Source organism: Cohnella sp. GCM10012308, from assembly GCF_042649185.1.
Taxonomy (GTDB): Bacteria; Bacillota; Bacilli; order Paenibacillales; family Paenibacillaceae; genus Cohnella.
Map to the genome: position 1 here is coordinate 112,831 of NZ_JBHRYU010000019.1, position 21,831 is coordinate 134,661.

Below are 21,831 nucleotides of genomic sequence, written 5' to 3' on the forward strand. Positions count from 1 at the left end.
TCCCCCGCCGATCCCCGAGGGATGGCGAGAGAGCTTGAGAATATGAGGATCTATGGGATGCGCAGCTTCCGATTAAGCGTAAATCTCCGCAACCTGGTTCGTCTGCTCGCGGTTGCGGCCGACGGAGAAGATCGCGATCGGGATGCCGGTCAGCTCGGAGACGCGCTCCACGTAGCGGCGGGTGTTCTCCGGCAGATCCGCCAGCGTCTTGGCGCCGGTGATGTCTTCGCTCCAGCCCGGGAGCTCCTCGTAGATGGCTTCGCACTCGGCGAGCATCTTGAGGTTGGCCGGATAATGCTCGATGAGCTGGCCGCGGTAGTTATAGGCGGTGCAGATCTTAACCGTCTCAAGGCCGCTCAGCACGTCGAGCGAGTTGAGCGACAGGCCCGTGATGCCGCTCACGCGGCGGGCATGACGGACGACGACGCTGTCGAACCAGCCGACGCGGCGCGGACGGCCCGTGACGGTGCCGTATTCGTGGCCTTTGTCGCGGATCCAGTTGCCTAGATCGTTATGCAGCTCGGTCGGGAACGGACCGTCGCCGACGCGCGTCGTATAAGCCTTGGCCACGCCGATAACTTGCTGAATCTTGGACGGACCGACGCCGGAACCGATGCACACGCCGCCAGCGGACGGATTGGAGCTCGTCACGAACGGATACGTGCCTTGGTCGATGTCGAGCATGACGCCCTGGGCACCTTCAAACAGCACCTTCTGACCGGCGTCGATCGCGTCGTTCAGGACGACGGACGTGTCGGTAACGAGCGGGCGCAGCTCTTCGGCCAGCTTGAGGTACTCGGCGATGATCTGCTCGGCGTCCAGCTTCTCGCCGCCGTACATTTGCTCGATGACCTGGTTCTTCTCTTCCACGAGACGGCGCGTCTTGAGCGTAAACTCTTCGGCATCCATCAGGTCGGCGATGCGAATGCCGTTGCGCGCGGCTTTGTCCATGTAGCAAGGGCCGATGCCCTTGCGCGTCGTGCCGATCTTGTTGTCGGCCTTGCGGTCTTCCTCGAGTCCGTCAAGCACGAGATGGTACGGCATGATGACATGCGCACGATCGCTGATGCGCAGATTATCCGTGCTGAACCCGTTATCGCGGATATATTGGAGTTCTTCCACCAGCGCAGCCGGGTTGATAACCATGCCGTTGCCGATGACGCATACTTTGTTTTCGTTAAAAATGCCGGAAGGAATCATGGTCAGCTTATACTTTTTGTTTTGAATGAGGATCGTATGCCCGGCATTGTTGCCCCCCTGATAGCGGGCGACGACGTCTGCCTTTTCCGCCAGGAAGTCCGTAATCTTGCCTTTGCCTTCGTCTCCCCACTGCGTTCCTACAACAACTACTGTAGACAATGCAATCCCTCCATCCGGCCTCTTGGCACTTGGCCAGCCGGCATGATTAGTGCCGCCCGCACGGATGCGAGGATGCCGAGGGCTCCGACTTCAAGCGCACGCGACAACGCACCGGGAAGAGTGCTCTCCCCCGATGGACGGCAAATGGCCGCTATCGCGGCATTGTCTAGTTTAGCAAGCTAAAGCGTTCAAGTCAAATAAAAAAACCGAACGATTCGGATAGGGTATCCGTGATCGTTCGGAAATGTTCGGATTTTCGCCATCAGGAAGCGCTGCCGACCATCGCTTCCCCATGAGCCCGGTCCAGACTGACGAACTTGTTGAAGTTCTTCAGGAAGACGAGCTCTACGGTGCCGACGGGACCGTTACGCTGCTTGGCGATGATGATCTCGATAATGTTCTTTTTCTCGGTATCGTGATTGTAGTAGTCATCCCGGTACAGGAACGCGACGATGTCGGCATCCTGCTCGATCGATCCCGATTCCCGAAGGTCGGACATCATCGGACGCTTGTCCTGCCGCTGCTCGACGCCCCGCGACAGCTGCGACAGCGCGATGACCGGCACCTCGAGCTCCCGCGCGATCTGCTTGAGCGTACGCGAGATCTCGGAGACCTCCTGCTGCCGGTTCTCCCCGGCTTTGCCGCGGCCCTGGATCAGCTGCAGATAGTCGATCAGGATCATGCCAAGCCCCTTCTCTTTCTTGAGTCGGCGGCACTTGGCCCGCAGCTCCGCTACAGTAATGCCCGGCGTATCGTCGATATATACTTGCGCCTCGGACAACGAACCGATGGCCATCGACAGCTTTTCCCAGTCGTCGCCCTCGAGGAAGCCGGTCCGCATCCGTCCTGCGTCTACGTTCGATTCCGCGCAGATCATCCGCTGGACGAGCTGCGCGGCCGACATTTCAAGACTGAAGATCGCGACCGTCTCCTGCGCGCGCACCGCCACGTTCTGGGCGATGTTGAGCGCGAAGGCGGTCTTGCCGACCGAAGGACGGGCGGCAACGATGATAAGGTCGTTGCGCTGGAACCCGGACGTCATCTTGTCGAGATCGATGAAGCCGCTCGGGATGCCGGTGGTGCCGCCCTTGTGATTAAAGAGAAATTCGACCCGCTCAAATACGTCCATGAGCACGTCGCGAATGCTGATGAAGCCGTGAGCGGCCCGTCGGTTGGACAGCTCCATAATGCGCGCCTCGGCGTCGTTCAGCAGCGCGCCGACGTCGTCCTCGGAGGCGTAGCCGCTGGAGACGATCTGCGTCGCCGTGCGGATGAGCCGGCGCAGCATCGCCTTCTCCTCGACGATCTGCGCGTAGTAGTCGACGTTGGCCGCAGTCGGCACGGCGCTCGCCAGCTTGGCGAGATACGAGACGCTGCCGACCTCCTCCAGCTGGCCGCGGTCGCGCAGCGTCGCGGTGATCGTGATGAGGTCCATCGGCTGATTGTCCTCGTTCAGGTCGACCATGGCCTCGAAGATCCGCTGATGCGCGACGCTGTAGAAGTCCTCGGTGTTCAGCCGCTCCATCGCCGTGATGAGCGCCTCGGACTCGAGAAGAATCGCGCCGAGTACCGCCTGCTCCGCTTCGAGGTTCTGGGGCGGTACGCGATCGAACGTCAGTTGATCGCCCCGTTCGCTCATGCCGTCACTCCTCCGTGACCTGCACGTTCAGCATACCCTTGACGTCCGGGTACAGCTTGAGCGGCACCTGGGTGATGCCGAGCGTGCGGATCGGTTCGTCGAGCTCGATCTTGCGCTTGTCGATCGTGATCTTCTGCTTCTCCAGCGCTTCGGCGATCTGCTTGCTCGTGATGGCGCCGAACAGGCGCCCGCCCTCGCCGGCCTTCGCCTTGATAACGATCTTCATCTCGCCGAGCTTGACCGCGAGTGCCTTCGCGTCTTCCTTCTCCTGGGCCTTTTTCTTATCGACGGATGCCTGGATCTGATCGAGCGTCTTCTTGGCGCCGTCGGTCGCGATCTGCACGTAGCCCTTGGGCAGCAGGAAGTTGCGCGCGTAGCCCTCCGATACTTCTTTAACTTGGCCCTTCTTGCCTTGACCCTTCACGTCCTGCAGGAATATTACCTTCATTCGAAAAGACCCTCTTCCCCGTTAATATCGTTCAGCACTTTCTTAAGCTTCGCCGCGACCTCCTGGACAGTGCCCTGCACCTGGCAAGCCGCGTTCGTCAGATGGCCGCCGCCGCCGAGACGCTCCATGACCACCTGCACGTTCATCTGCCCGAGCGACCTGGCGCTGACGCCGATCGTGCCGTCCGGGCGCTGGGCGATGACGAACGATGCCTTGATGCCCGTCATATTGAGCAGCGTATCGGCCGATTGCGCGATCAGCAGCTGCGGTACCGGCTTCGCCGGATCGGCGACCGCGATCGCGATATAGTCGAAGTATGTCTCCGCGTTGCGGATGATCTCCGCCTTCTTGATGTATTCTTCAAGATCTTCCTTGAGCATCTTCTGAATCAACGCCGGATCTGCGCCGTTGCGCCGGAGGAAAGATGCCGCCTCGAACGTACGCGAGCCCGTGCGCATCGCGAAGCTCTTGGTATCGACCGTGATGCCGGCAAGCAGCGCCGTCGCCTCGCGCACGTCGAGCACGACGCGCTCGTGGATGTACTGGAGCAGCTCGGTCACCAGCTCGCAGGTTGAGGAAGCGTACGGCTCCATGTAGACGAGAACCGCATCCTCGATGAACTCCTCGCTGCGTCTGTGGTGGTCGACGATGACGACCCGGTCCGTCTGCTGGAGCAGCTTGGGCTCGGCGACCATCGACGCCCGGTGCGTATCGACGACGACCGCCAGCGAGCGCTTGCCCGTGAGCTGCGAAGCCTGCTCGGGCGTGATGAAGCGGCGGATTAGCTTGTCGTCTTCCTTGAGCATATGCATCATCCGCTGGATCGCGGGATTCACGCCTTCGAGCACGATAAAAGCTTCCTTGCCGACGTGCTGCGCCGCCTTGAGCACCCCGATGGCCGCGCCGATCGAGTCCATATCGGGCATCCGGTGGCCCATGATGATGATATGGTCGCTCTCCTTCATGAGATCGCGCAGCGCATGCGAGATGACGCGCGCGCGCACGCGGGTGCGCTTCTCGACGGCATTGCTCTTGCCGCCGTAGAAGCTCTGCCGCTGGCCGAATTTGACCACGGCCTGGTCGCCCCCGCGACCGAGCGCGATATCGAGGCTGCCTTGCGCCAGCTGGCCCAGCTCCGCGATGTTGTCCGCGCCCGAGGCGAAGCCGATCGACAGCGTCATCGGCAGCTTCAGGTTCATCGTGATCTCGCGCACCTCGTCGAGCAGCTCGAATCTGGATTGCTCCAGCAGCTTGAGCGCCGCCTGGTTCGCGATGACCATATACTTGTCGGACGACAGCCGGCGCAGGAACAAGCCGTACTTCTGCGCCCACTCGTTGATCTCGCCCGTCACCTTGGACAGCATGAGCGCGCGCTGCTGCTCGTCCATGCCCTGGGCGACTTCCTCGAGATTGTCCATCATCACGATGCCGATGGCGAGCTTCTCGTCCTCATAACGCTTGGAGAGCGTCCAGTGGTCCGTCACGTCCGTGACGAACAGCATGCGCTCCGTCGGGCGGAACAGGAGCTCATATACGCGGCCGTTCTGCGTCGTCTCCCACTTGCCCAGCGTCTTATCCTTTTCCTTCGCTTGCTGGATGCCGGGGAAAAGCTCCGACAGCGGCGTGCCGACGGCGGACGTTCGCTCCGCGATTTTGGATATAAAGCCGTTGTGCCATTCGACCTCGCGGTCTTCGTTATAAAGAATGATTCCGAAAGGCAGTCCGCCGACGACCTCCGTGCCGACGCCCCTGATGCGGGAGGACAGCGTCAGCACGTAGTCGTTCCATTCCTTGCGAAAGGCCCGCTCGGCGAGCAGCGAGAAGACGCCGACGGCGCCTCCCGCCACCAGCGCGATAATGCCTAGCGGCCAATAGAACCATGTAAGTGCGGCCGTGAGCAGGAAGATGAGAGCGAGCGCCCAGACATTGTGCATGCCGTGCCACCGCTGAACGAGAAATTTGGGCATTGTGGCTTCGCTCCCCTACTTCTTGTCAAAATATCGGCGCAGCGGAAACGCCGTATCCAGCAGACCGATCAAATACAACGGTTGAATGAGAAACAGCGGGATCGCGATCAGAACGGGCACGACATTGGACCACTTTTTCTGATGCGCCAGATAAAAGAAGAACGCAAGCGCCTGGATGCGGAACAAAAAGTCCAGCACGGGCACGGCATTGTCCGATGCCACCGCCCAGAAGTTGGCGCTGTTAGCCGGCATGGAGAACTGAATGATCCATACGATCACGTACAGCAGCACCGTGCTCTTGGGCAGCATCCAGCTGCGCATCGGCGTCAGCCCGGATACGACGATACCGGACCAGGCGAGCACCTTGCGCGAGATGCCGTGCGTGATGATCGCCAGCAGGAACGAGCACAGCATGAGCAGCATCGGCAACAGGCGTACGACGGCCTCGCCGAATGCCTGCGCCGTGCCCGCCCAGTCTCCTGTCAGCATGTTGCTGGCCTGGAGCTCCTGGATGCGCTCGTCCAGGAAGGATGCGAGCTGCGCAGTGAAGTCGATGTCGTACTGAATCGAGAATAGCGTAAGCTCGGTCACCAGCTGCGCGAGCAGGATGATAAAGCCCACCGTGACAACGGTTTTTGCGGCGACCCGCTTTTTGTATAAATGCCCCATGACGATCGAAGGCACGAGAAAGAAAAATCCGAATGTCAGCGCCAGCGCCCCGGAGCTGCCGAGGATGAGGAAAGCCAATACGGCGATACAGGCGATATGGACGGCAAACGAAACGGGTCGCAGCATCGTATAGAGCACGACCATCGGCGTCATCAACAGAAATATCGTTATACCGCTCAACGGGGTAGCGACGCTAAGCAGCATCAGCAGCGCCACGGCACTCCAGGCCAGCGACTTCAAGGCCGTGTTCAACGAGTTTTCACCTCTTGCGAATATGTTCTTCCAGTGCCGAGAGGTCGCGGTATTGATCCTCCAGCTGATGTCCCTCCTGCTTAAGGCGGCTAAGCTTGTCTTCGACCGCCTTGTCGAGGTCGCGGTAGGAAATGCCCAGCCGGCGGCCAAGGATGTACGCGCTCGCGATGAGTCCGGACAGACTGTCCGTGATCCGCGCAGTGCTGCCTTCCCACATGGCCTTGAACAAACGGGATACCTGGTCCAGCACCTCGCTCTTAAGCCATTCGATAGACCGGGCTCTCCCGGCGACGTCCAGATTCTGATCGATTGAAGACAACTCGTGTCCCTCCTCCGAAAAAATCCCTGTCTGACGGCTGCCGTATGCGAATATCGCGCTAAAGCTGTAACCAACATTATAGCACATAAACTCGCCGCTCCCACAATGGCATTTGCTAGTCTAACGCGGGATGCGCGCGGGTTTGGGCCGCCAATTATACCTTCCTCGCCCAGCTCTTGCCCTTTGCAAAATTCAAAAAGCCGCACCGGGTTAACCGCCGGATGCGGCTATGCCCGTTGCAGCTTCTTGATTTTCGCCCCGTCGAAGACGATCTCCCCCTGCATGGCGCTGCGCAATCAGGAGCCGACGGCGGACCAGACATGCTGTCCGCGCTCGCGCACATCCAAGCCCAGCCGCTTCAACACGGCTAGCGGCACGTAGTCCCGGCTGCCGACCGACAGCAGCTCGGCCTCCCCCTCGGGCCAAGTCAGCCGGTGCCCGCGCTCCAGCATCAATTCGCCCGGACCTGGCTCCGTCCTGCCTGCTGCCGCGGCCCTCGCGCCTTCCGCCGAGACGGCTTGACCGTCTTGCTCCGTGCCCCCGCGGCCCGGGCTCTCGCTTGCAGCCGCCTCCGCCACGAACTTATGCGAGCGTCCGTCCCAGCTCAGCGCGTAGCCTAGCGCTTCGAGCACCCGGACGTCCGCGTACGCCTCGCCGCGATAAGACACCGCCGGCACCGACGTCTGCGCCAGCTCTAGCACGCCCGCGCCTCTTTCCGGCACGCGGACGAACTCGCTTCGGATCGGCTCGCCGGCGCGCACGTTCTTGTGCAGCCCTTGGCCGTCCAGCGCGACCCGTCCTCCGATCAGCACGTACCGTATGCCCGCGGAGGGCAGCTCCGGCCGCTCGACCGTGGACCGGTCCCCGATCTTGCCGTAGTCGAAGATCACGATATCCGCATCCATCCCGCGCGCGATCCGCCCTTTTTTCCGCAGAGCCGGGGCCTGCCGTTCAAGACGTCGTGCGGGCATCAGCGACATCTTCGCTACGGCGTCCATAAGCGAGATGACGCGGTGCTCGCGCACGTACAAGCCGACGGTGCGGGCGAACGTGCCCGATGCGCGCGGATGATTGTTGTTGCCCGGCTCCAGAATGGCGTCGCTGCCGATCATGACGAAGGGCGCCGCCAGCGAGTCCTCGATATCCTGCTCCGGGATGGCGTAGGCGACGGCGAGCTTGCCTTCCTTCTTGAACGTACCGAATGTCGTCTCCGTCAGCCGCTCCGAGGTGCCGGCGATCTGCAGGTCCTTGTAAGTGATCCTGAAGCGCTCTTGCCAGCCTTCGTCAAAGCGCGCCGAGTTGAGATACGTCCCCCAATAATCGTAGGGGTAAGTGCAGGCTGTGATGTCGAGCCCCTCCGCGCGCGCCTTCGCCAGCATGTCGAGCGACTGCTTCATGGAGAACGTGCCGCCCGTGCTGTTGATGTGATCGACGTGGACGGAGGCGCCGGTCTCCCTCGCGTAGCCGATGATCTCGTTCATCGCGTCGATGTTCGTGCCCGGCTCGGTCATGTCGGAGTATCTGGCGTGAAAATAAACCGGCACATTGTACTTGTACGCGAGCCGCATGAGCGGCAGCACCTCTTCGGCGCCGATTCCCGGCACGTACTCCAGGCTGAACGAGATGCCGAGCACGCCGTCCTGCAGCGCCTGCTCCGCCTCGGCTGCAAGGCGCCGGGTTTGCGCGCCGCTCGCCGGCGTATACAGGCCGATGCCCTGCTTGTTGCGCGCCTTCGTATAGAAGAAGGAGGCGCCGTAGTGGAGCGGCGTCTCCGCGCGTTCGTAGTATGGGTACCATTTGCGCGGCGCATCCGTGCCGCCGTGCATGGCGATGTTGGCCGTGACGCCGTCGGCGATCTTGTTCCAGACGCCGAGCGGGTTCGGGTCATAGGACAGATTGTCGATAAAGCCCGGCGCGACCACGAGCCCGCGAGCGTCGATCTTCCGCCGCCCTTTGACCGGCCGGTCCGTTACCAGCGCGATACGGCCATCCTGGACGGCGACATTGATGCCCCTGCGGTCGAGCCCCGTCTCCGGATTGATCACTCTTCCGCCGACGATGACGGTGTCGTACACGCGACCCAGCTCCGCTTCGGAGGGCTCGGCAAGCACGGGGGCCGGCATGGCCCCGCTTGCTATGCTGGTGCCTACGCTTTGGACCGCCCGCGCCGCTTTTTCCGGACGACTCAAAGAAGCGGCGTCCCGCGCCGGATACCCGAACGGACTGCCGCTTCCTTTTACAGCCGCGACAGCGATCGAAGCTGCCGCCAGGGCCGCGACCGAATAACCGATCGCTTTCCATAGTTTCTTTTTATTCATGCGGGATGCCTCCAAGGTAGCTTCGAATGGCTGCCGCTGCTTGCGATGCCATCCTTTTCCACCTTTAAGCTTCCCGTTTTACCTTTTTATCATCCGTACCGTGTCCAATCAACGATCCGGCGCAATAGTCGATGATATCGCTGCGACGCACGATGCCGATGAACGCACTGGTGTCGTCCACGACCGGGACGAAGTTCTGGCCTTTGGCGAGCGAGATGAGATCTTCCATATTGGCATCGATTTGTACCGGCTTGTTAGTCGTTCGCAGAGGCACTTCTGATAATGGAATGCGAGCGGTTTGCTCAAATGATAGCCCTTCGCGATTTTTAAGATACCATAATAAATCGCCTTCCGTAACGGTCCCGACGTACTTCCCGTCATCGCCGAGCACTGGCACGGCCGTATACCGATGGCGCTCCATCCGCTCGAGCGTCTGACGCAGCGTAGCGTTCGAAGGCAGGCATACGACCTCCTGCTTCGGCAGGAGGAAAAACGCGATATTCATTTGTTCCTCTCCTCTAGCGCGTTGCGATTCGAATCCACCCCATTATACCATGCGTTTTGAAGTGTCTCCAAGGACGTAGACGCCAGTCGCGCCAGATCGATCCAGATTGCCCAAAACGCCTATCGATGGCTCATCCGACAGCCGACCCGATGGGGCGGACTATCGTAACAACGGCGCGAATATAAAAAGGGCTATGCCCTCATGGAGGACATAGCCCTGGCTTGCGTATTAACGCACGCCTATACGGTCACCCGACTCAGTCGGTGGTGTAAGGCAGCAGCGCCATTTGGCGGGAGCGCTTGATCGCAACCGTCAGCAGACGTTGGTATTTTGCCTTAGTGCCCGTCACACGGCGAGGCAGGATCTTGCCGCGCTCGGAGATGAACTTGCGGAGCAGGTCCAGGTCCTTGTAGTCGACGTGCGTGATCTTGTTAACCGTGAAGTAGCAAACTTTGCGGCGCTTGTTGCGTCCGCGACGGAACTTGCGGGGCTCGCGTTGTTCGCGGTCGCCGCCTCCGCCCGGTCCGCGGTTCTCGCGGGGCGTATATGTGCGCTCTTCACGAGCGGCTGGTGCTTGTTGTTCGCTCATTTATAGTACCGTCCTTCCCTGTCTTAGAATGGCAAATCATCGTCCGATATATCGATCGGCTTGCCGTCATCGGCGAATGGATCCGATTGGTTGTTGCCGCCTCTGGAGCCGGAGCTGCGGTTGCCGCCGGAGTTGCCTCCGCCGTACCCGCCGCCACCGCCGTATCCTCCGCCGCTATTGCCGCCACCGTTACCGTTACCGCCTCCGCTGTACTCGTCCCGTCCTTGCGATCCGCCTTCGCGGTTCGGCGATTCGAGGAAGCGTACGTTGTCTGCAATAACTTCGGTGACATAGACGCGGCGACCTTCGTTGTTCTCGTAGTTGCGCACTTGAATGCGCCCCTCGACGGCGGCCAGACGGCCCTTCCGAAGGTAGTTCGCGCACGTCTCCGCCAGTTGGCGCCAAGTGACGACCGGAATGAAGTCCGCCTCGCGTTCGCGTTCGCCCCCGCCGGAATCGCGGGAGAACGGGCGGTCTACAGCCAGCGTAAATTGGGCTACGGCCACGCCCGCAGGCGTGTAGCGAAGCTCGGGATCTTTGGTTAAGCGTCCGATCAGAATAACACGGTTCAACATCTTCGGTCCCCTCCTGCGAGTGACGACTTGAACGGCGTTAACCGCCGGGTATTGCGTGCTGTGCTGACTTAAGCGACTGCCTTAAGCGACATCGCGTACGACGATGTGACGAATGACTTCGTCCGTGATCTTCAGTACGCGTTCCAGTTCGGTGACCACAGCCGGCTCGGCCGTGAAGTGAACCAGCACATACGTCCCGTCGCGGTGCTTGTTGATCTCGTAAGCGAGGCGCTTCTTGCCTTGTACCTCGTGCTTCGTGATCTCGCCGCCGTTCGCGATGATGCCCTGGAATTTCTCCGTGACAGCTTGAACGGACTCTTGGTCCACGTCCGGACGAATGATGTACATCAACTCGTAGTTGCGCATCTTCGTTACCTCCTTTTGGTCTTTGGCCCCTCATTTATATACCTTGGAACCTGTCCATGGCAGAGGAGCAAGGAGTATGCCTTTTTATCGCATACCTGAATACTTTATCACATTCGCCCGCATACCGCAAGGTTTTTCCCGCAACACTAAGGCCGGGAGGTGATCATCAGATGGGTGAACAGACGCAGTTCGAACCGGGCGACCTCGCCCCGAACAACGGTCATTACATGGAAGTGAGCGAGGATGCTTTTCACATGAATATTGAGGACCCCAAGCATGTGACGTTAGAGAAGGGCGAGCGGTTCCCGGAGACGACGAATCACAACCGCAAGTGGAAAAAGGTGAAGCAATTTTAAAGCGGCGCGTATAACGCTCCCCGAAGGCGGACATTCTAATTACCGGCGACGAACAGAGAGGTGTTGGTTCCGTTGAACCTTTGCAGGCAACAACCCGCAGGAGGAACGTCGAAGACGGAGTAGGAAGCGAGGGGTTGTGTCGCAGACATGGTCTTGCAATACACGTTATCGCGTTAGCGAACCTTCAACGAGCCGAAGCGCCGGGATGAACCGGCAACGTCACGTACTTCAAGGAAGTCCAGCTTCAATTAACGTCGCCCGGAGGACCCCGCGAGGGGTCTTTCGTCATTTCTGCGCAGGGCCGGCGTCAGACAAGCGTTGTCGGTTTGGTTTTGATACTGACTGTTAAACTGTGCTACACTATGGTTAAGTTATTGTTAAAAGGGGGGCTGCCGATGACTAAATTGAATCCGACGCGCTCTGCCGGCGATCTGATCGCCTGGCTGCTGCTAGCCGTATTCATGATCTTTTCTACGCCCACCCCCACGCTAGAGTCAACAGCCGGCGAATCCGCTGCATCGAGCCTTCGCGGTACCGAGTTTCATACGCATGTCCAATCCCGTACGCCCGATCCCGCTACAGGCAAGCCGCGTCCGGGTGCCCCCTTGTTGGTCCTCTTGTTTGCATTAATCGTCCGCACGCCCAGATTGCCTTACCGTCTTCCCGCCCATCACCGCGCGCACATCGCCTCGGTGCATGTTCTGCTGCGCAGACGCTTGTTGCGCCCGCTTCAGTTCTCCTCCACTTACGTCTCCTAATCCGCCCATGGGGCAGCATAGCTCGCGCTTCGTATTGATTCGAGGCAGCGTGTATTTTGATCTGCCCCGCTCAAGCGATTCCCGCCCTGTTATTCGCGATCCTTCGCCTTCCTCCTCGCCTGCCGGCTCATATCGGCGGTTCTTTTACTACGGCTTATTGTGAATTCCTGCATATAGAAAGGATGTTGTCCATGGATATCAGAGAGACGGATCTGCCCGGCGTCGGCCGGAAGTACCGAATCCTCACGCGCAGCGGCGACCGGCTCGTTGTCGTCATTCACGACGACGGCCGTCGCGAGCTTTATCATTTCGAATACGAGGACCCCGAAGACAGCATCTCCATGATCACGCTCGACGACGACGAGGCTCGTTCGATCGCCGCGATCGTTGGAGGCATGACTTACAAGCCGCGCATGCTCGAATCGATAGAAATCGCGCTAAGCGATCTCATTATCGAGTGGTTCAAGCTGGAGTCCCGCAGTCCATGCGTGGGCGTCTCGATCGGCGATCTTGAGATCCGCCGGCGCACCGGCGCCACGGTCCTCGCGATCGTCGACAGAGATCATGCCAAGCATATTACGCCCGGACCCGACTTCGTGCTGACCGCCGATTCCATGCTGATCGCGGCCGGCGAACGGGAGAACCTGAAGGCGCTCAAAAGCATCCTGACCGGCGGGGAGGCTTAATATGGACCATCTCGTGCTTGAAGTCGGCTTGGCCGTGGCATTGATCGCCCTCGCGGGCCTCATCTCCGCCAAGCTGCGTTTTTCCGTCATTCCGTTTTATATCATTATCGGTATGGCCGTAGGTCCCCACTCTTTTAAACTCTGGCATCTCGACTTCCGCTTCATCGAGAGCGCTTCGCTCATCGAGTTCATGGGGAGGATCGGCGTGCTGTTTCTCCTCTTCTATCTCGGCCTGGAGTTCTCCGTCGGCCGGCTGCTCAAATCGGGCAAGTCGATCGCGTTCGGCGGTACGATCTACATCGCGATCAACTTCACGCTGGGCCTGGGCTACGGCTTCGTGACGGGCTTCCCCCTGGCTGAGACGCTGGTCATGGCGGGCATCACGACGATCTCCTCCAGCGCGATCGTGGCCAAAGTACTCGTCGATCTCAAACGCACGGCGAATGCAGAGACCGAACTCATTTTGGGCATTATTATGTTTGAGGACGTTTTCCTGGCCGTCTATATTTCCATCCTGTCCGGCCTCGTCTTGAGCGATTCCTCCTCGGTCTGGGGCGTCCTCGGTTCGGCGGGCATCGCCTTCGCCTTCATGCTCTTCATGCTGGTCGTCGGACGCAAGTGCGTGCCGCTCCTGAACAAGGCGCTGAACGTCCGCTCCAACGAGCTCTTCGGCCTGATCGTCTTCGGCGGTTTGTTCCTCGTCGCAGGCTTTTCCGAGACGATCCACGTCGCCGAAGCGATCGGCGCGCTTCTATTCGGCCTGGTACTGGCGGAGACGGAGCATATCAAGCGGATCGAGCATTTCATATTGCCCTTCCGCGATTTCTTCGGCGCGATCTTCTTCTTCAGCTTCGGCCTCACGATCGACCCGCTGACGCTCGGAGATGCCCTGTGGCTGTCCTTGGGCGCCGTGGTGGTCACGCTGATCGGCAATTATGCCGCCGGCCTTCTGGCGGGCCGCAGCGCCGGTCTATCGAGCAAGGCCTCTTCTAATGTCGGCTTGACGATCGTGGCGCGCGGGGAATTTTCGATCATTATGGCTAACATGGCGAAAGCCGGCGGGCTGCTCGTCGTGCTCCAACCTTTTGCCGCTTTATATGTGCTCATTCTGGCTATTCTAGGTCCGCTTCTGACCAAGGAATCCAAGCACATTCACAAGCTGCTCGGGAAGCTGTTCAGGTGGAACCGATCGGCGGATAACCAAGCAGCCTAGCGATATGGCCTTATCCTAACGAATCCCGATTTAAGAGCCCGCCATCTCTTCACGATCAGGAGGAAAGCTATGGATATCTCCAACAATGCTTCTCGTATCCCGCCGCTCGGTCTTTCCCTTAGCCGAATCGCTTGCGTGACCAGCTGCCGGGCAGCGGACATTCACGAGGCGATCTCGACGCAGCTCAATTTAGAACGCGTATGGGCGCACGGCGATACGCTTGGCTATCCCGTGTTCCGCATCGAAGCCGTCGCCATCTCCCGGATCGCACGCGACATCGATCCGGCTTGCTCGATCGAGGTGATTCCGCTGAGAAGAAGGTGAACGTCGCTGCATGAAAAAGAAGAGACCCGAATGGTGAACTCGGGTCTCTTCTTTATTTTCGTAACTTTTTAGAATTTGCGCTGCCGATCCTGCCGCTCCAGTAGGCCCACTTCCGCGTATCGTCGTGCTCATACCGTCGTTCTCGTATCGTAGTTGTCGTACCGTCGTGCTCGTACCGTCGTGCTCATACTTCGCTGTCGTATCTTCGTTGTCGTATCGTCGTTTTCGTACCGTCGTTGTCGTACCCGTCGTTCTCGTATCGTCATCCGTGTCGTTCTTTTTCCGCAATGCCTGCATATGTACATCTATTTCCGCCGTTATCGGCCCTTTTAAACAGGATAGATGCAAAAGCGCAGTTATTTTACGCCATCATCCGAATTTCCGGTTTGTTTTCTGAATTTACCTGCACATTTGCAGGTATTTCATCAGATATCGTCGGTCGGCAGAAAATACCTGTATAAATGCAGGTTTTCGCCACGCAGGCGACTGAAAAGTTCCGGCATGCCGCTGAATGGTCCTCCACTGCACTGAAAGGTCCGCCATGCCGCTGAATGGTCCGCCACTGCACTGAAAGGTCCGCCATGCCGCTGAATGGTCCGCCACTGCACTGGAAGGTCCGCCATGCCAATGAAAAGCGCAGGTACGCCGAATGTGCGCTTACCTGCCCACGAATCGCCGCCAAAGTTACTTTCTGAAGCATCAAAAAAGCGGCTCCCGGAGGGAACCGCTTGATGTCTTAAGTATGGCGGAGAGGGTGGGATTCGAACCCACGCACGCCTTGCGACGCCTAGATGATTTCGAGTCAACCCCCTTGGACCACTTGGGTACCTCTCCGCAGCAAGGAATATCGTATCACAGATCAGGACAACTTGCAACCCTGTTTTGCGACCCGTTTGCGATCAATTATACAAGCTTATTCAGCCTCATTATCGGCAGAATCCGAATCTTCGCGCGGCGCCGCCTGCAGCAATTTTTTCATGCTTTTCTCGAACTTCGCACGAGGCAGCAGGATGCTGTGTTTGCACTTGACGCACTTGATGCGGATATCCATCCCCATCCGGATGATCTCCATCTCGTTGGCGCCGCACGGATGCTGCTTTTTCATCTGCACGATGTCCCCGAGTCCGAATTCCTTCCTCTCCATCCGTTAGCTCCCCGCCCTCTCCATGGCCTCGATCGAATAATAGCGCGGATTGCCCGCGGCTTCGAACGCTTTTTTAACTTCCGCATTCAGATGCCTGGATACGGTGGCCTGCGTATTGGGCCGGCACAGCACCGTCAGTCGCAGAATCACGTCGCTCGCAGTTACCGACTGTATGCCGAGGAATTCCGTCCTGCCTACGATATTCGTATCTTCAAACTTCGCCGCCGCGCTTTTGACGATCTCCGCCATATGATCGAGGTTCTCGGTCGCCGCTACGGATACGTCCACGACGGCCAGCGCATTGTTGACCGAATAGTTCGTAACGTCCGAGATGTTGCCGTTCGGAAGGATGTACACCTCGCCGGTCCAGCTGCGGATCCGCGTCGCGCGAAGACCGATCATCTCGACCGTTCCTTTGAACTTGCCCCCGACCTCGATGACGTCGCCGACCGAGAAGTGATCCTCGAGAATGACGAAGAATCCCGTGATCACGTCCTTCACCAAGCTCTGGGCGCCAAAGCCGATCGCCAAACCGATTACGCCCGCTCCGGCAAGCAGCGGCGCGAGATTAATATTGAATTCGTTCAGCACGAGCAGGAGGACGATGAAGTTAATAATATAGGTCGCCGCGTTTTTTAGCAGCTTACCCACAGTTTGAACTCTTCTAGTCCGGAGCTTGAGTCGCTTCGATGCTTTGGGGTTCATAAAGTTATCCACAACCCGATTGATGACGATGCGAACAATCCGGCTGATGATGAGGATAACCAGAATCCGCAGCACAACCTTCAATACGCCCATCCACATGTGGGTATCGCTTAGCGAATCCCAAATATCGCCCATAAACTGCTGCCACAGCGTGAGCTTTTCCTCGATTGTCTCTCCGTCATTTTCCAGCAAAAGCATTTGTGGATATCCGGCCATCCTCTCTTCACCTCTCTAGTCGATTCGTTCGTATCCGCTGCCGGAAGGTCTGAACAAGCCGCGAATCTCCACCTTCTCCTCGGCGATGATTTCTTTGACTTGCCCCAGGGCCTCTTGGGGAAATTCGATCGACAGCGCGCACCCTGCCGTGATCTCCTTTGGCGTCGGCCGAATATCGATCTCTACTTCCGCATATTCAAGCAGCATCTCGGCCCGAAGCGCCTGCTGCGTCGAGTCGAACGCGATCAACAATGGATCCATGGCCTCTCCCTCTTCTTGCATCGGTTGCTAGTATGCAATCCGAACAAGTATAAATTGCCCCTCTCGTCCATATACTACTACTATTCCATGGAGGAGGCGAAGCGGACGAATGAATGGCGCTTGGGATAAAAGGGCCGGCTATGCGGCGGAAGCCACCGCGCTCTCTTTGAAAATACCCTACAACGAACCTGCCGTCATGCAACGGCTGTCCGAGCGGCTCACGCGAGAGCTGCTTCACCTTCCCTCCGACCGGCAGATCGTCGTCGTCTGCGTAGGCACCGACAGGTCCACGGGCGACGCGCTCGGCCCGCTCGTAGGGACGACGCTTGCGAGACATGCCCAGGGCTTGTTCGATCTGTACGGCACCTTGGACGAACCCGTGCACGCGATGAACCTGAGCGAGACGTTGTATAAGATCATGCGCAACTCCAAGCAGCCATATGTAATTGCCATCGACGCCTGCCTCGGACAAGTTGCCAGCGTCGGCTGCATCCATCTCGCTTCAGGCCCCGTGCGTCCGGGAGCCGGCGTGAACAAGGACCTGCCGCCGGTCGGCGATATTCATATGACGGGCATCGTGAACGTAGGCGGATTTATGGAATATTTCGTTCTGCAAAATACGAGACTCAATCTGGTCGTGAAGATGGCCGACATCATCGCCGGCTGCATCTCCACCGCCATTCGCAATATTCGCGGCGTGCCTATTCCTTACGCGTTGCCTGACTGATTGCGGTCTTCTCCTCCGGCGTCAAGGGATAGCTCGACTCTCCCCTGGACAGCGGCTTCGCATACAAGAAGGTCTGCTCTCGGCTATGGATGCCCGTCAGGACGACGCCGTCCTGCTCTTCGTTGACAATCGCGACCGCAAAGCTGATCTCTCCGCCTTGATCGGAGAATGCATTGAACCGGTGAACGCCTACGCGACCCTTGAGTGCCGCTAGGCGTTTTTCTTGATTCGCCATCGTCGTTTCTTGTACGGCTTGTTTGGCCTGCACGTCCGCCATTCGATCGTGAACCTTCGTCAAAACATCTTCGAGCTGAGGTACACCGGTATCGCCTATCATGCGCCGGTGCGCCCGTGCGAGCTTGGACAACTTGACGCTTAAGATAATGACCCAGACCAACAATATGATAATCAATATGCCGGCGCCGCCTAGCGCCGCCAAGCTTGCATCTTCGTCCATCCCGTTCACGCTCGATTGCTCCTCCGCTCTCCGGATCGGATCGGTCCCGCGGCTGCTGAACCTCCGTCCGCCATTCTGCGTCCCTTATGACCGCATCGTATCTCCGATTTCTTGCACGGCTTTTACCAACGATACAATATCCGAATGCTCCGTAAAATATCCTGGGCTGGCTCTTACTGCACCCGTCTCCGTCGTTCCTGCACTCTCATGTCCGAGCGGCGTGCAGTGGAATCCGGACCGAACGGCGATGCCGTACTGACGGTCCAACAGGAATGCCATCTCGGAAGGATCGATGCCCTCCAGCGTAAAGGCGACGATCGCCGTCCGCTCTACTTCTGGTCCCGGACCGAGTATTCGCACGCCCCGAATCTCCGAAAGTCCTGCCACAAGCTCCCGAGTCATACTCAGCTCTTTGGCATGTATACGCTGCACGGTCTCGCCGAGGACGTATCGTACGCCTTCCGTAAGGCCCGCTATGCCGACCGTGTTCGGCGTACCTGCCTCATACCTGTCCGGCCTCGTAGAAGGCTGCTCAGGCGATTCTGATCGACTCCCGGTTCCGCCATGCATGAGCGGCTCCAGATCGAGTTCAGGCCGGATGTAGAGGCCTCCTGTGCCCTGCGGTCCCAAGAGTCCCTTATGCCCCGGAAATGCCAGCATATCGATATTCATGGCTTCTACATCGATCTCCAGCACGCCCGCACTTTGCGCTGCATCGACGAGCAGCGGCACGCCGGCCGCTCTCGTGACAGTACCGATGTCGCCGATAGGCGTTATCGTTCCGAGCAGATTTGAGCTATGCGTGACTGCCACGAGCTTCGTCGCCGGCGTGATCGCTTGCCTGACATCGTTAGGATTCAATATACCGTCAGCGCCGACAGGTACATAGGTTACTTGGATACCCAATTTGCGTTTCAATGCCTCAAGCGGGCGCCGTACGGAGTTGTGCTCCATCGCCGTCGTTATGACATGATCGCCGGGCTTCAGCAGACCTTGGATCGCTTGATTAAGCGCGTGCGTCGTGTTCAGCATAAAAGCAATATCGTTCGGGTTCGCAATCTTGAACAGTCGCGCCAACATCTTGCGTCCTTCAAAGAGAACTCTGCTCGCCTTCACGGCCATCTCATGACTGCCGCGACCAGGATTGGCGGCCGCCTCGCGCATCGCCCTCTCCATGGCTTCCAGCACGCCGGGAGGCTTCGGCCAAGAGGTCGCCGCATTGTCCAAATAGATCAATGGCCTTTCCTTCATCGAAGAGCCTCCTCTTCCCACCAACTGTTGTAATGATCTTAATCCCGATATTGGGGTCGCCTAGCGATTAGAACAAAAACGGCTTCGCTCTTGGCATTCCAAGTGCGAAGCCGTTTTATTCTCCGCTCCGTAACGAGTCTTCAATCGTTGCTAGCAGATCTTATGCTTTGATCGCTTGCAGGATCTCCAGCAGACGCTCCAGATCCCCTTTGCTAAAGTAGGCCAGTTCGATCCGTCCCTTTTCCTTGTTCGGCTTGATACGCACCGTCGTCTGGAACCTTTCGCGCAGCGTTTCTTCAATCTCTTCAATGTACGGGTCGCGTTTTTTAGGTTTTGACTTAATAGTTTTCCCTTTAACGACTGCGTCTATTTGTTGCACGGCGTTCTCCAGCTCGCGAACGCTCCAATTGTTAGCCAACGTCTGCTTCGCAAGATCTTTGCGCTTGGCGTCTTCCTTGATCCCCGCCAATGCCCTTGCGTGTCCCATCGACAATGTTCCACGTGAAACATGCTCTTTGATCTCATCCGGCAGCGCGAGCAACCGAAGGAAATTGGCAATGTGGGAACGGGACTTGCCGACTTTGAGCGATAGCTCCTCTTGCGTTAAAGCAAATTGATTCATGATCGATTGATACGCAATGGCGACTTCAATCGCATTCAAATCCTCACGCTGAACGTTTTCGATAAGCGCGATTTCCATCACTTGCTGATCGCTATATGCACGGACAACTGCCGGAATCGTCGGATTGCCAAGAAGCTGCGATGCTCTGAAGCGCCGTTCCCCCGCAATGATCTCAAAGCCGCGGAGTGCCGTCCGAACGATGATGGGCTGAATTACGCCATGTTCGCGAATCGATTCGGCTAGTTCTTTGATCGCTTCTTCTTCAAACGTCTTACGCGGTTGATAGGGATTCGCGCGGAGCTGCGCTAATGGAATCTCTACGATCTTGTCGTCTTCCTTGATGGATAAAGACGTGATCAGGGCATCGAGCCCTTTACCTAGCCGCTTGCTCATACGTAATCACTTCCTTCGCCAGCTCGAGATAAACCTCGGCCCCTTTGGATCTAGGATCGTATGTGATGATCGATTGCCCATGCGATGGCGCCTCGCTGAGACGAACATTGCGCGGGATAACCGTCTGATAAACTTTTTGTTGAAAATACTTTTTCACTTCTTCGATGACCTGGATGCCCAGATTCGTACGAGCATCGAACATTGTGAGCAAGACGCCTTCGATCTGAAGTGCGGTATTCAGATGCTTCTGAACCAGCCGAATCGTGTTGAGCAGTTGGCTCAACCCTTCAAGGGCATAATACTCGCACTGTATCGGAATAATGACCGAATCGGAGGCCGTCAGCGAGTTGATCGTTAAAATGCCCAATGACGGCGGGCAGTCGATCAATATATAATCGAATTCATTCCGAACCATGGCAAGGGCCTTTTTCAGGCGAACTTCCCGGGAGATGGTCGGCACCAGCTCGATCTCGGCACCCGCGAGTTGAATCGTCGCAGGAATGAGCTTCAGATTCGGCAGAGCCGTATCCACAATCGCCTGTTTGGGGTGGATCTCGTTGATTAAGATATCATAGATGCAATATTCCACATCGGCTTTGTTTATGCCGACACCGCTTGTCGTATTGCCCTGTGCGTCGATGTCCACGATGAGCACTTTACGTCCCAATGTAGACAGACAGGCGCCAAGGTTGACAGCCGTTGTCGTTTTGCCGACACCGCCCTTTTGATTGGCAATGGCAATAATTTTGGACAACCCGTTCACCTCATCGTCAGCCGCCTAACTTGCTGGATTTTCTTGAATCCCAACTAGCTTGGATTGCTGTTGTTTTTCTTCGGTATCTTAATAACAATCTCAATATGATCATCCATATCGCGTTCGCTGGACTTGATCGGGATACCAGAACCCGTGACCATATCTACGGATTGCCGTATGGTATTGATAGCGAGCCGAATGTCTTTGGAAAAGGAGACACGGCGCGATTTGGCCGGCTTGCTCGCTTCAAGTAAAAATGCGACGCGAGTTTCCGTTTGTTTCACGTTGAGTTCCTTTTCGATAATCTCTTGTAGAAGCTTGTCCTGCGCTTCTTCGTTCGGTAGCGACAGCATGGCGCGCGCATGGCGTTCCGTAATTTTGCGTTCCATCAATGCGAGCTTTACGTTCTCGCCCAGTTGGAGAAGGCGAATCTTATTGGCTATCGTCGACTGGCTTTTACCCAGACGCTGCGCCAAGCTTTCTTGCGTCAACTGATGCAGATCGATCAGTTTTTGATAAGCGACGGCTTCCTCGATCGAAGTTAAACCTTCGCGTTGAAGGTTTTCGATCAAAGCCATCGATGCAGCCTGGGAATCGTTAATTTCTCTTACGATTGCCGGGATGTGTTCCATACCCAGCTTGGTGACCGCACGCCAGCGGCGTTCTCCCGCTATTAGCTCGTATTTTCCATCTCGGACACGGACTACGATCGGCTGAATGATGCCAAGCGTCTTGATCGTCTGACATAGCTCGTCGATCCGGTCGTCATCAAAGACTGACCTGGGTTGATAAGGGCTCGGGACGATATCCACTACGGCAATCTGCCGAACTTCTTCCTGGCCGCTCCGTTCGGACAATCCGAACAAACGAGATAACGGTTCTCTCATGTCTTCCATCCCACCACGTTCATCTGTAATGAGGTTCCGGTAAACGCAAATCTGCCTTGATCCTAGCAAAA

General features: G+C 57.7%; 26 protein-coding genes and 1 tRNA gene. 6 read left to right on the plus strand and 21 right to left on the minus strand.

Going from position 1 to position 21,831, the window contains the following annotated elements:
• Positions 1-72: 72 nt before the first annotated feature.
• From ACFOTD_RS20175 to rpsF, 11 genes are all read right to left on the minus strand, one after another.
• A complete protein-coding gene (locus tag ACFOTD_RS20175) occupies positions 73-1,359 on the minus strand; it encodes an adenylosuccinate synthase (protein WP_378121741.1) in 1,287 nt (428 codons plus the stop codon).
• Positions 1,360-1,621: 262 nt separating this feature from the next.
• Positions 1,622-2,998, minus strand: a complete 1,377-nt coding sequence (gene dnaB / locus ACFOTD_RS20180) for a replicative DNA helicase (RefSeq protein WP_090116839.1) — start codon at positions 2,996-2,998, stop codon at positions 1,622-1,624.
• 4 nt (positions 2,999-3,002) lie between these two features.
• Positions 3,003-3,446: a 50S ribosomal protein L9 gene (gene rplI, locus ACFOTD_RS20185; RefSeq protein WP_378121742.1), complete on the minus strand. Its 444-nt coding sequence runs from the start codon at positions 3,444-3,446 to the stop codon at positions 3,003-3,005.
• A complete protein-coding gene (locus ACFOTD_RS20190) occupies positions 3,443-5,413 on the minus strand; it encodes a DHH family phosphoesterase (RefSeq protein WP_378121743.1) in 1,971 nt (656 codons plus the stop codon). Before ACFOTD_RS20190 ends, rplI begins: the two co-directional genes overlap by 4 nt.
• Before the next feature lie 15 nt (positions 5,414-5,428).
• Positions 5,429-6,334 (minus strand): DUF2232 domain-containing protein, encoded by a 906-nt coding sequence (locus ACFOTD_RS20195; RefSeq protein ID WP_378121744.1) that lies wholly within the window; start codon positions 6,332-6,334, stop codon positions 5,429-5,431.
• 7 nt (positions 6,335-6,341) lie between these two features.
• Positions 6,342-6,644 (minus strand): MazG-like family protein, encoded by a 303-nt coding sequence (locus ACFOTD_RS20200; protein ID WP_177244283.1) that lies wholly within the window; start codon positions 6,642-6,644, stop codon positions 6,342-6,344.
• A 305-nt stretch (positions 6,645-6,949) separates the two neighbouring features.
• Entirely contained in the window at positions 6,950-8,971 is a 2,022-nt protein-coding gene (locus ACFOTD_RS20205; RefSeq protein WP_378121745.1) for an amidohydrolase family protein, read from the minus strand.
• 64 nt (positions 8,972-9,035) lie between these two features.
• Positions 9,036-9,476, minus strand: coding sequence for a CBS domain-containing protein (locus tag ACFOTD_RS20210; RefSeq protein WP_378121746.1), 441 nt, complete (start codon positions 9,474-9,476; stop codon positions 9,036-9,038).
• 256 nt (positions 9,477-9,732) lie between these two features.
• Positions 9,733-10,065 carry a 30S ribosomal protein S18 gene (gene rpsR / locus ACFOTD_RS20215; RefSeq protein ID WP_378121747.1) on the minus strand — a complete coding sequence of 111 codons (333 nt, stop codon included), beginning with the start codon at positions 10,063-10,065 and terminating at the stop codon, positions 9,733-9,735.
• Between the two features lie 23 nt (positions 10,066-10,088).
• The gene (gene ssb, locus ACFOTD_RS20220; RefSeq protein ID WP_378121748.1) at positions 10,089-10,640 is read right to left on the minus strand and encodes a single-stranded DNA-binding protein; all 552 of its coding nucleotides are present in this window, start codon (positions 10,638-10,640) and stop codon (positions 10,089-10,091) included.
• A gap of 81 nt (positions 10,641-10,721) precedes the next feature.
• A complete protein-coding gene (gene rpsF / locus ACFOTD_RS20225) occupies positions 10,722-11,006 on the minus strand; it encodes a 30S ribosomal protein S6 (RefSeq protein ID WP_378121749.1) in 285 nt (94 codons plus the stop codon).
• Positions 11,007-11,176: 170 nt separating this feature from the next.
• Here rpsF and ACFOTD_RS20230 point away from each other — a divergent pair, with 170 nt between their 5' ends.
• From ACFOTD_RS20230 to ACFOTD_RS20250, 5 genes are all read left to right on the plus strand, one after another.
• Positions 11,177-11,362 (plus strand): YjzC family protein, encoded by a 186-nt coding sequence (locus ACFOTD_RS20230; RefSeq protein ID WP_378121750.1) that lies wholly within the window; start codon positions 11,177-11,179, stop codon positions 11,360-11,362.
• Positions 11,363-11,757: 395 nt separating this feature from the next.
• Positions 11,758-12,120, plus strand: coding sequence for a hypothetical protein (locus tag ACFOTD_RS20235; protein ID WP_378121751.1), 363 nt, complete (start codon positions 11,758-11,760; stop codon positions 12,118-12,120).
• Between the two features lie 191 nt (positions 12,121-12,311).
• Entirely contained in the window at positions 12,312-12,806 is a 495-nt protein-coding gene (locus ACFOTD_RS20240) for a cation:proton antiporter regulatory subunit (RefSeq protein ID WP_378121752.1), read from the plus strand.
• A gap of 1 nt (position 12,807) precedes the next feature.
• Positions 12,808-14,019, plus strand: coding sequence for a cation:proton antiporter (locus ACFOTD_RS20245; RefSeq protein ID WP_378121753.1), 1,212 nt, complete (start codon positions 12,808-12,810; stop codon positions 14,017-14,019).
• 69 nt (positions 14,020-14,088) lie between these two features.
• Complete coding sequence (locus tag ACFOTD_RS20250) at positions 14,089-14,343, plus strand: hypothetical protein (protein WP_378121754.1); 255 nt, start codon at positions 14,089-14,091, stop codon at positions 14,341-14,343.
• A 361-nt stretch (positions 14,344-14,704) separates the two neighbouring features.
• Here ACFOTD_RS20250 and ACFOTD_RS20255 read toward each other — a convergent pair whose 3' ends face one another.
• The 5 genes from ACFOTD_RS20255 to ACFOTD_RS20275 form a co-directional block, all read right to left on the minus strand.
• Positions 14,705-15,043, minus strand: a complete 339-nt coding sequence (locus tag ACFOTD_RS20255) for a hypothetical protein (protein ID WP_378121755.1) — start codon at positions 15,041-15,043, stop codon at positions 14,705-14,707.
• A 43-nt stretch (positions 15,044-15,086) separates the two neighbouring features.
• A tRNA-Ser gene (locus ACFOTD_RS20260) sits at positions 15,087-15,177 on the minus strand.
• Positions 15,178-15,256: 79 nt separating this feature from the next.
• Positions 15,257-15,487 (minus strand): DUF951 domain-containing protein, encoded by a 231-nt coding sequence (locus tag ACFOTD_RS20265; RefSeq protein WP_378121756.1) that lies wholly within the window; start codon positions 15,485-15,487, stop codon positions 15,257-15,259.
• A gap of 3 nt (positions 15,488-15,490) precedes the next feature.
• A complete protein-coding gene (locus ACFOTD_RS20270; protein ID WP_378121757.1) occupies positions 15,491-16,408 on the minus strand; it encodes a mechanosensitive ion channel family protein in 918 nt (305 codons plus the stop codon).
• 15 nt (positions 16,409-16,423) lie between these two features.
• A complete protein-coding gene (locus tag ACFOTD_RS20275; protein ID WP_378121758.1) occupies positions 16,424-16,669 on the minus strand; it encodes a putative Se/S carrier protein in 246 nt (81 codons plus the stop codon).
• A gap of 109 nt (positions 16,670-16,778) precedes the next feature.
• On the opposite strand from ACFOTD_RS20275, the gene yyaC reads away from it, so the two are divergent.
• The gene (gene yyaC / locus ACFOTD_RS20280; RefSeq protein ID WP_378121759.1) at positions 16,779-17,396 is read left to right on the plus strand and encodes a spore protease YyaC; all 618 of its coding nucleotides are present in this window, start codon (positions 16,779-16,781) and stop codon (positions 17,394-17,396) included.
• Here yyaC and ACFOTD_RS20285 read toward each other — a convergent pair.
• From ACFOTD_RS20285 to noc, 5 genes are all read right to left on the minus strand, one after another.
• On the minus strand, positions 17,371-17,853 hold the full coding sequence (locus tag ACFOTD_RS20285; protein WP_378121778.1) for a DUF4446 family protein: 483 nt from the start codon (positions 17,851-17,853) through the stop codon (positions 17,371-17,373). The genes yyaC and ACFOTD_RS20285 overlap by 26 nt on opposite strands.
• A gap of 84 nt (positions 17,854-17,937) precedes the next feature.
• On the minus strand, positions 17,938-19,104 hold the full coding sequence (locus ACFOTD_RS20290) for an aminotransferase class V-fold PLP-dependent enzyme (protein WP_378121760.1): 1,167 nt from the start codon (positions 19,102-19,104) through the stop codon (positions 17,938-17,940).
• Between the two features lie 160 nt (positions 19,105-19,264).
• Positions 19,265-20,119 (minus strand): ParB/RepB/Spo0J family partition protein, encoded by an 855-nt coding sequence (locus ACFOTD_RS20295; protein WP_378121761.1) that lies wholly within the window; start codon positions 20,117-20,119, stop codon positions 19,265-19,267.
• Positions 20,100-20,873 carry a ParA family protein gene (locus ACFOTD_RS20300; protein WP_378121762.1) on the minus strand — a complete coding sequence of 258 codons (774 nt, stop codon included), beginning with the start codon at positions 20,871-20,873 and terminating at the stop codon, positions 20,100-20,102. Before ACFOTD_RS20300 ends, ACFOTD_RS20295 begins: the two co-directional genes overlap by 20 nt.
• A 53-nt stretch (positions 20,874-20,926) precedes the next feature.
• A complete protein-coding gene (noc, locus tag ACFOTD_RS20305; RefSeq protein ID WP_378121763.1) occupies positions 20,927-21,760 on the minus strand; it encodes a nucleoid occlusion protein in 834 nt (277 codons plus the stop codon).
• Between the last annotated feature and the right edge of the window lie 71 nt (positions 21,761-21,831).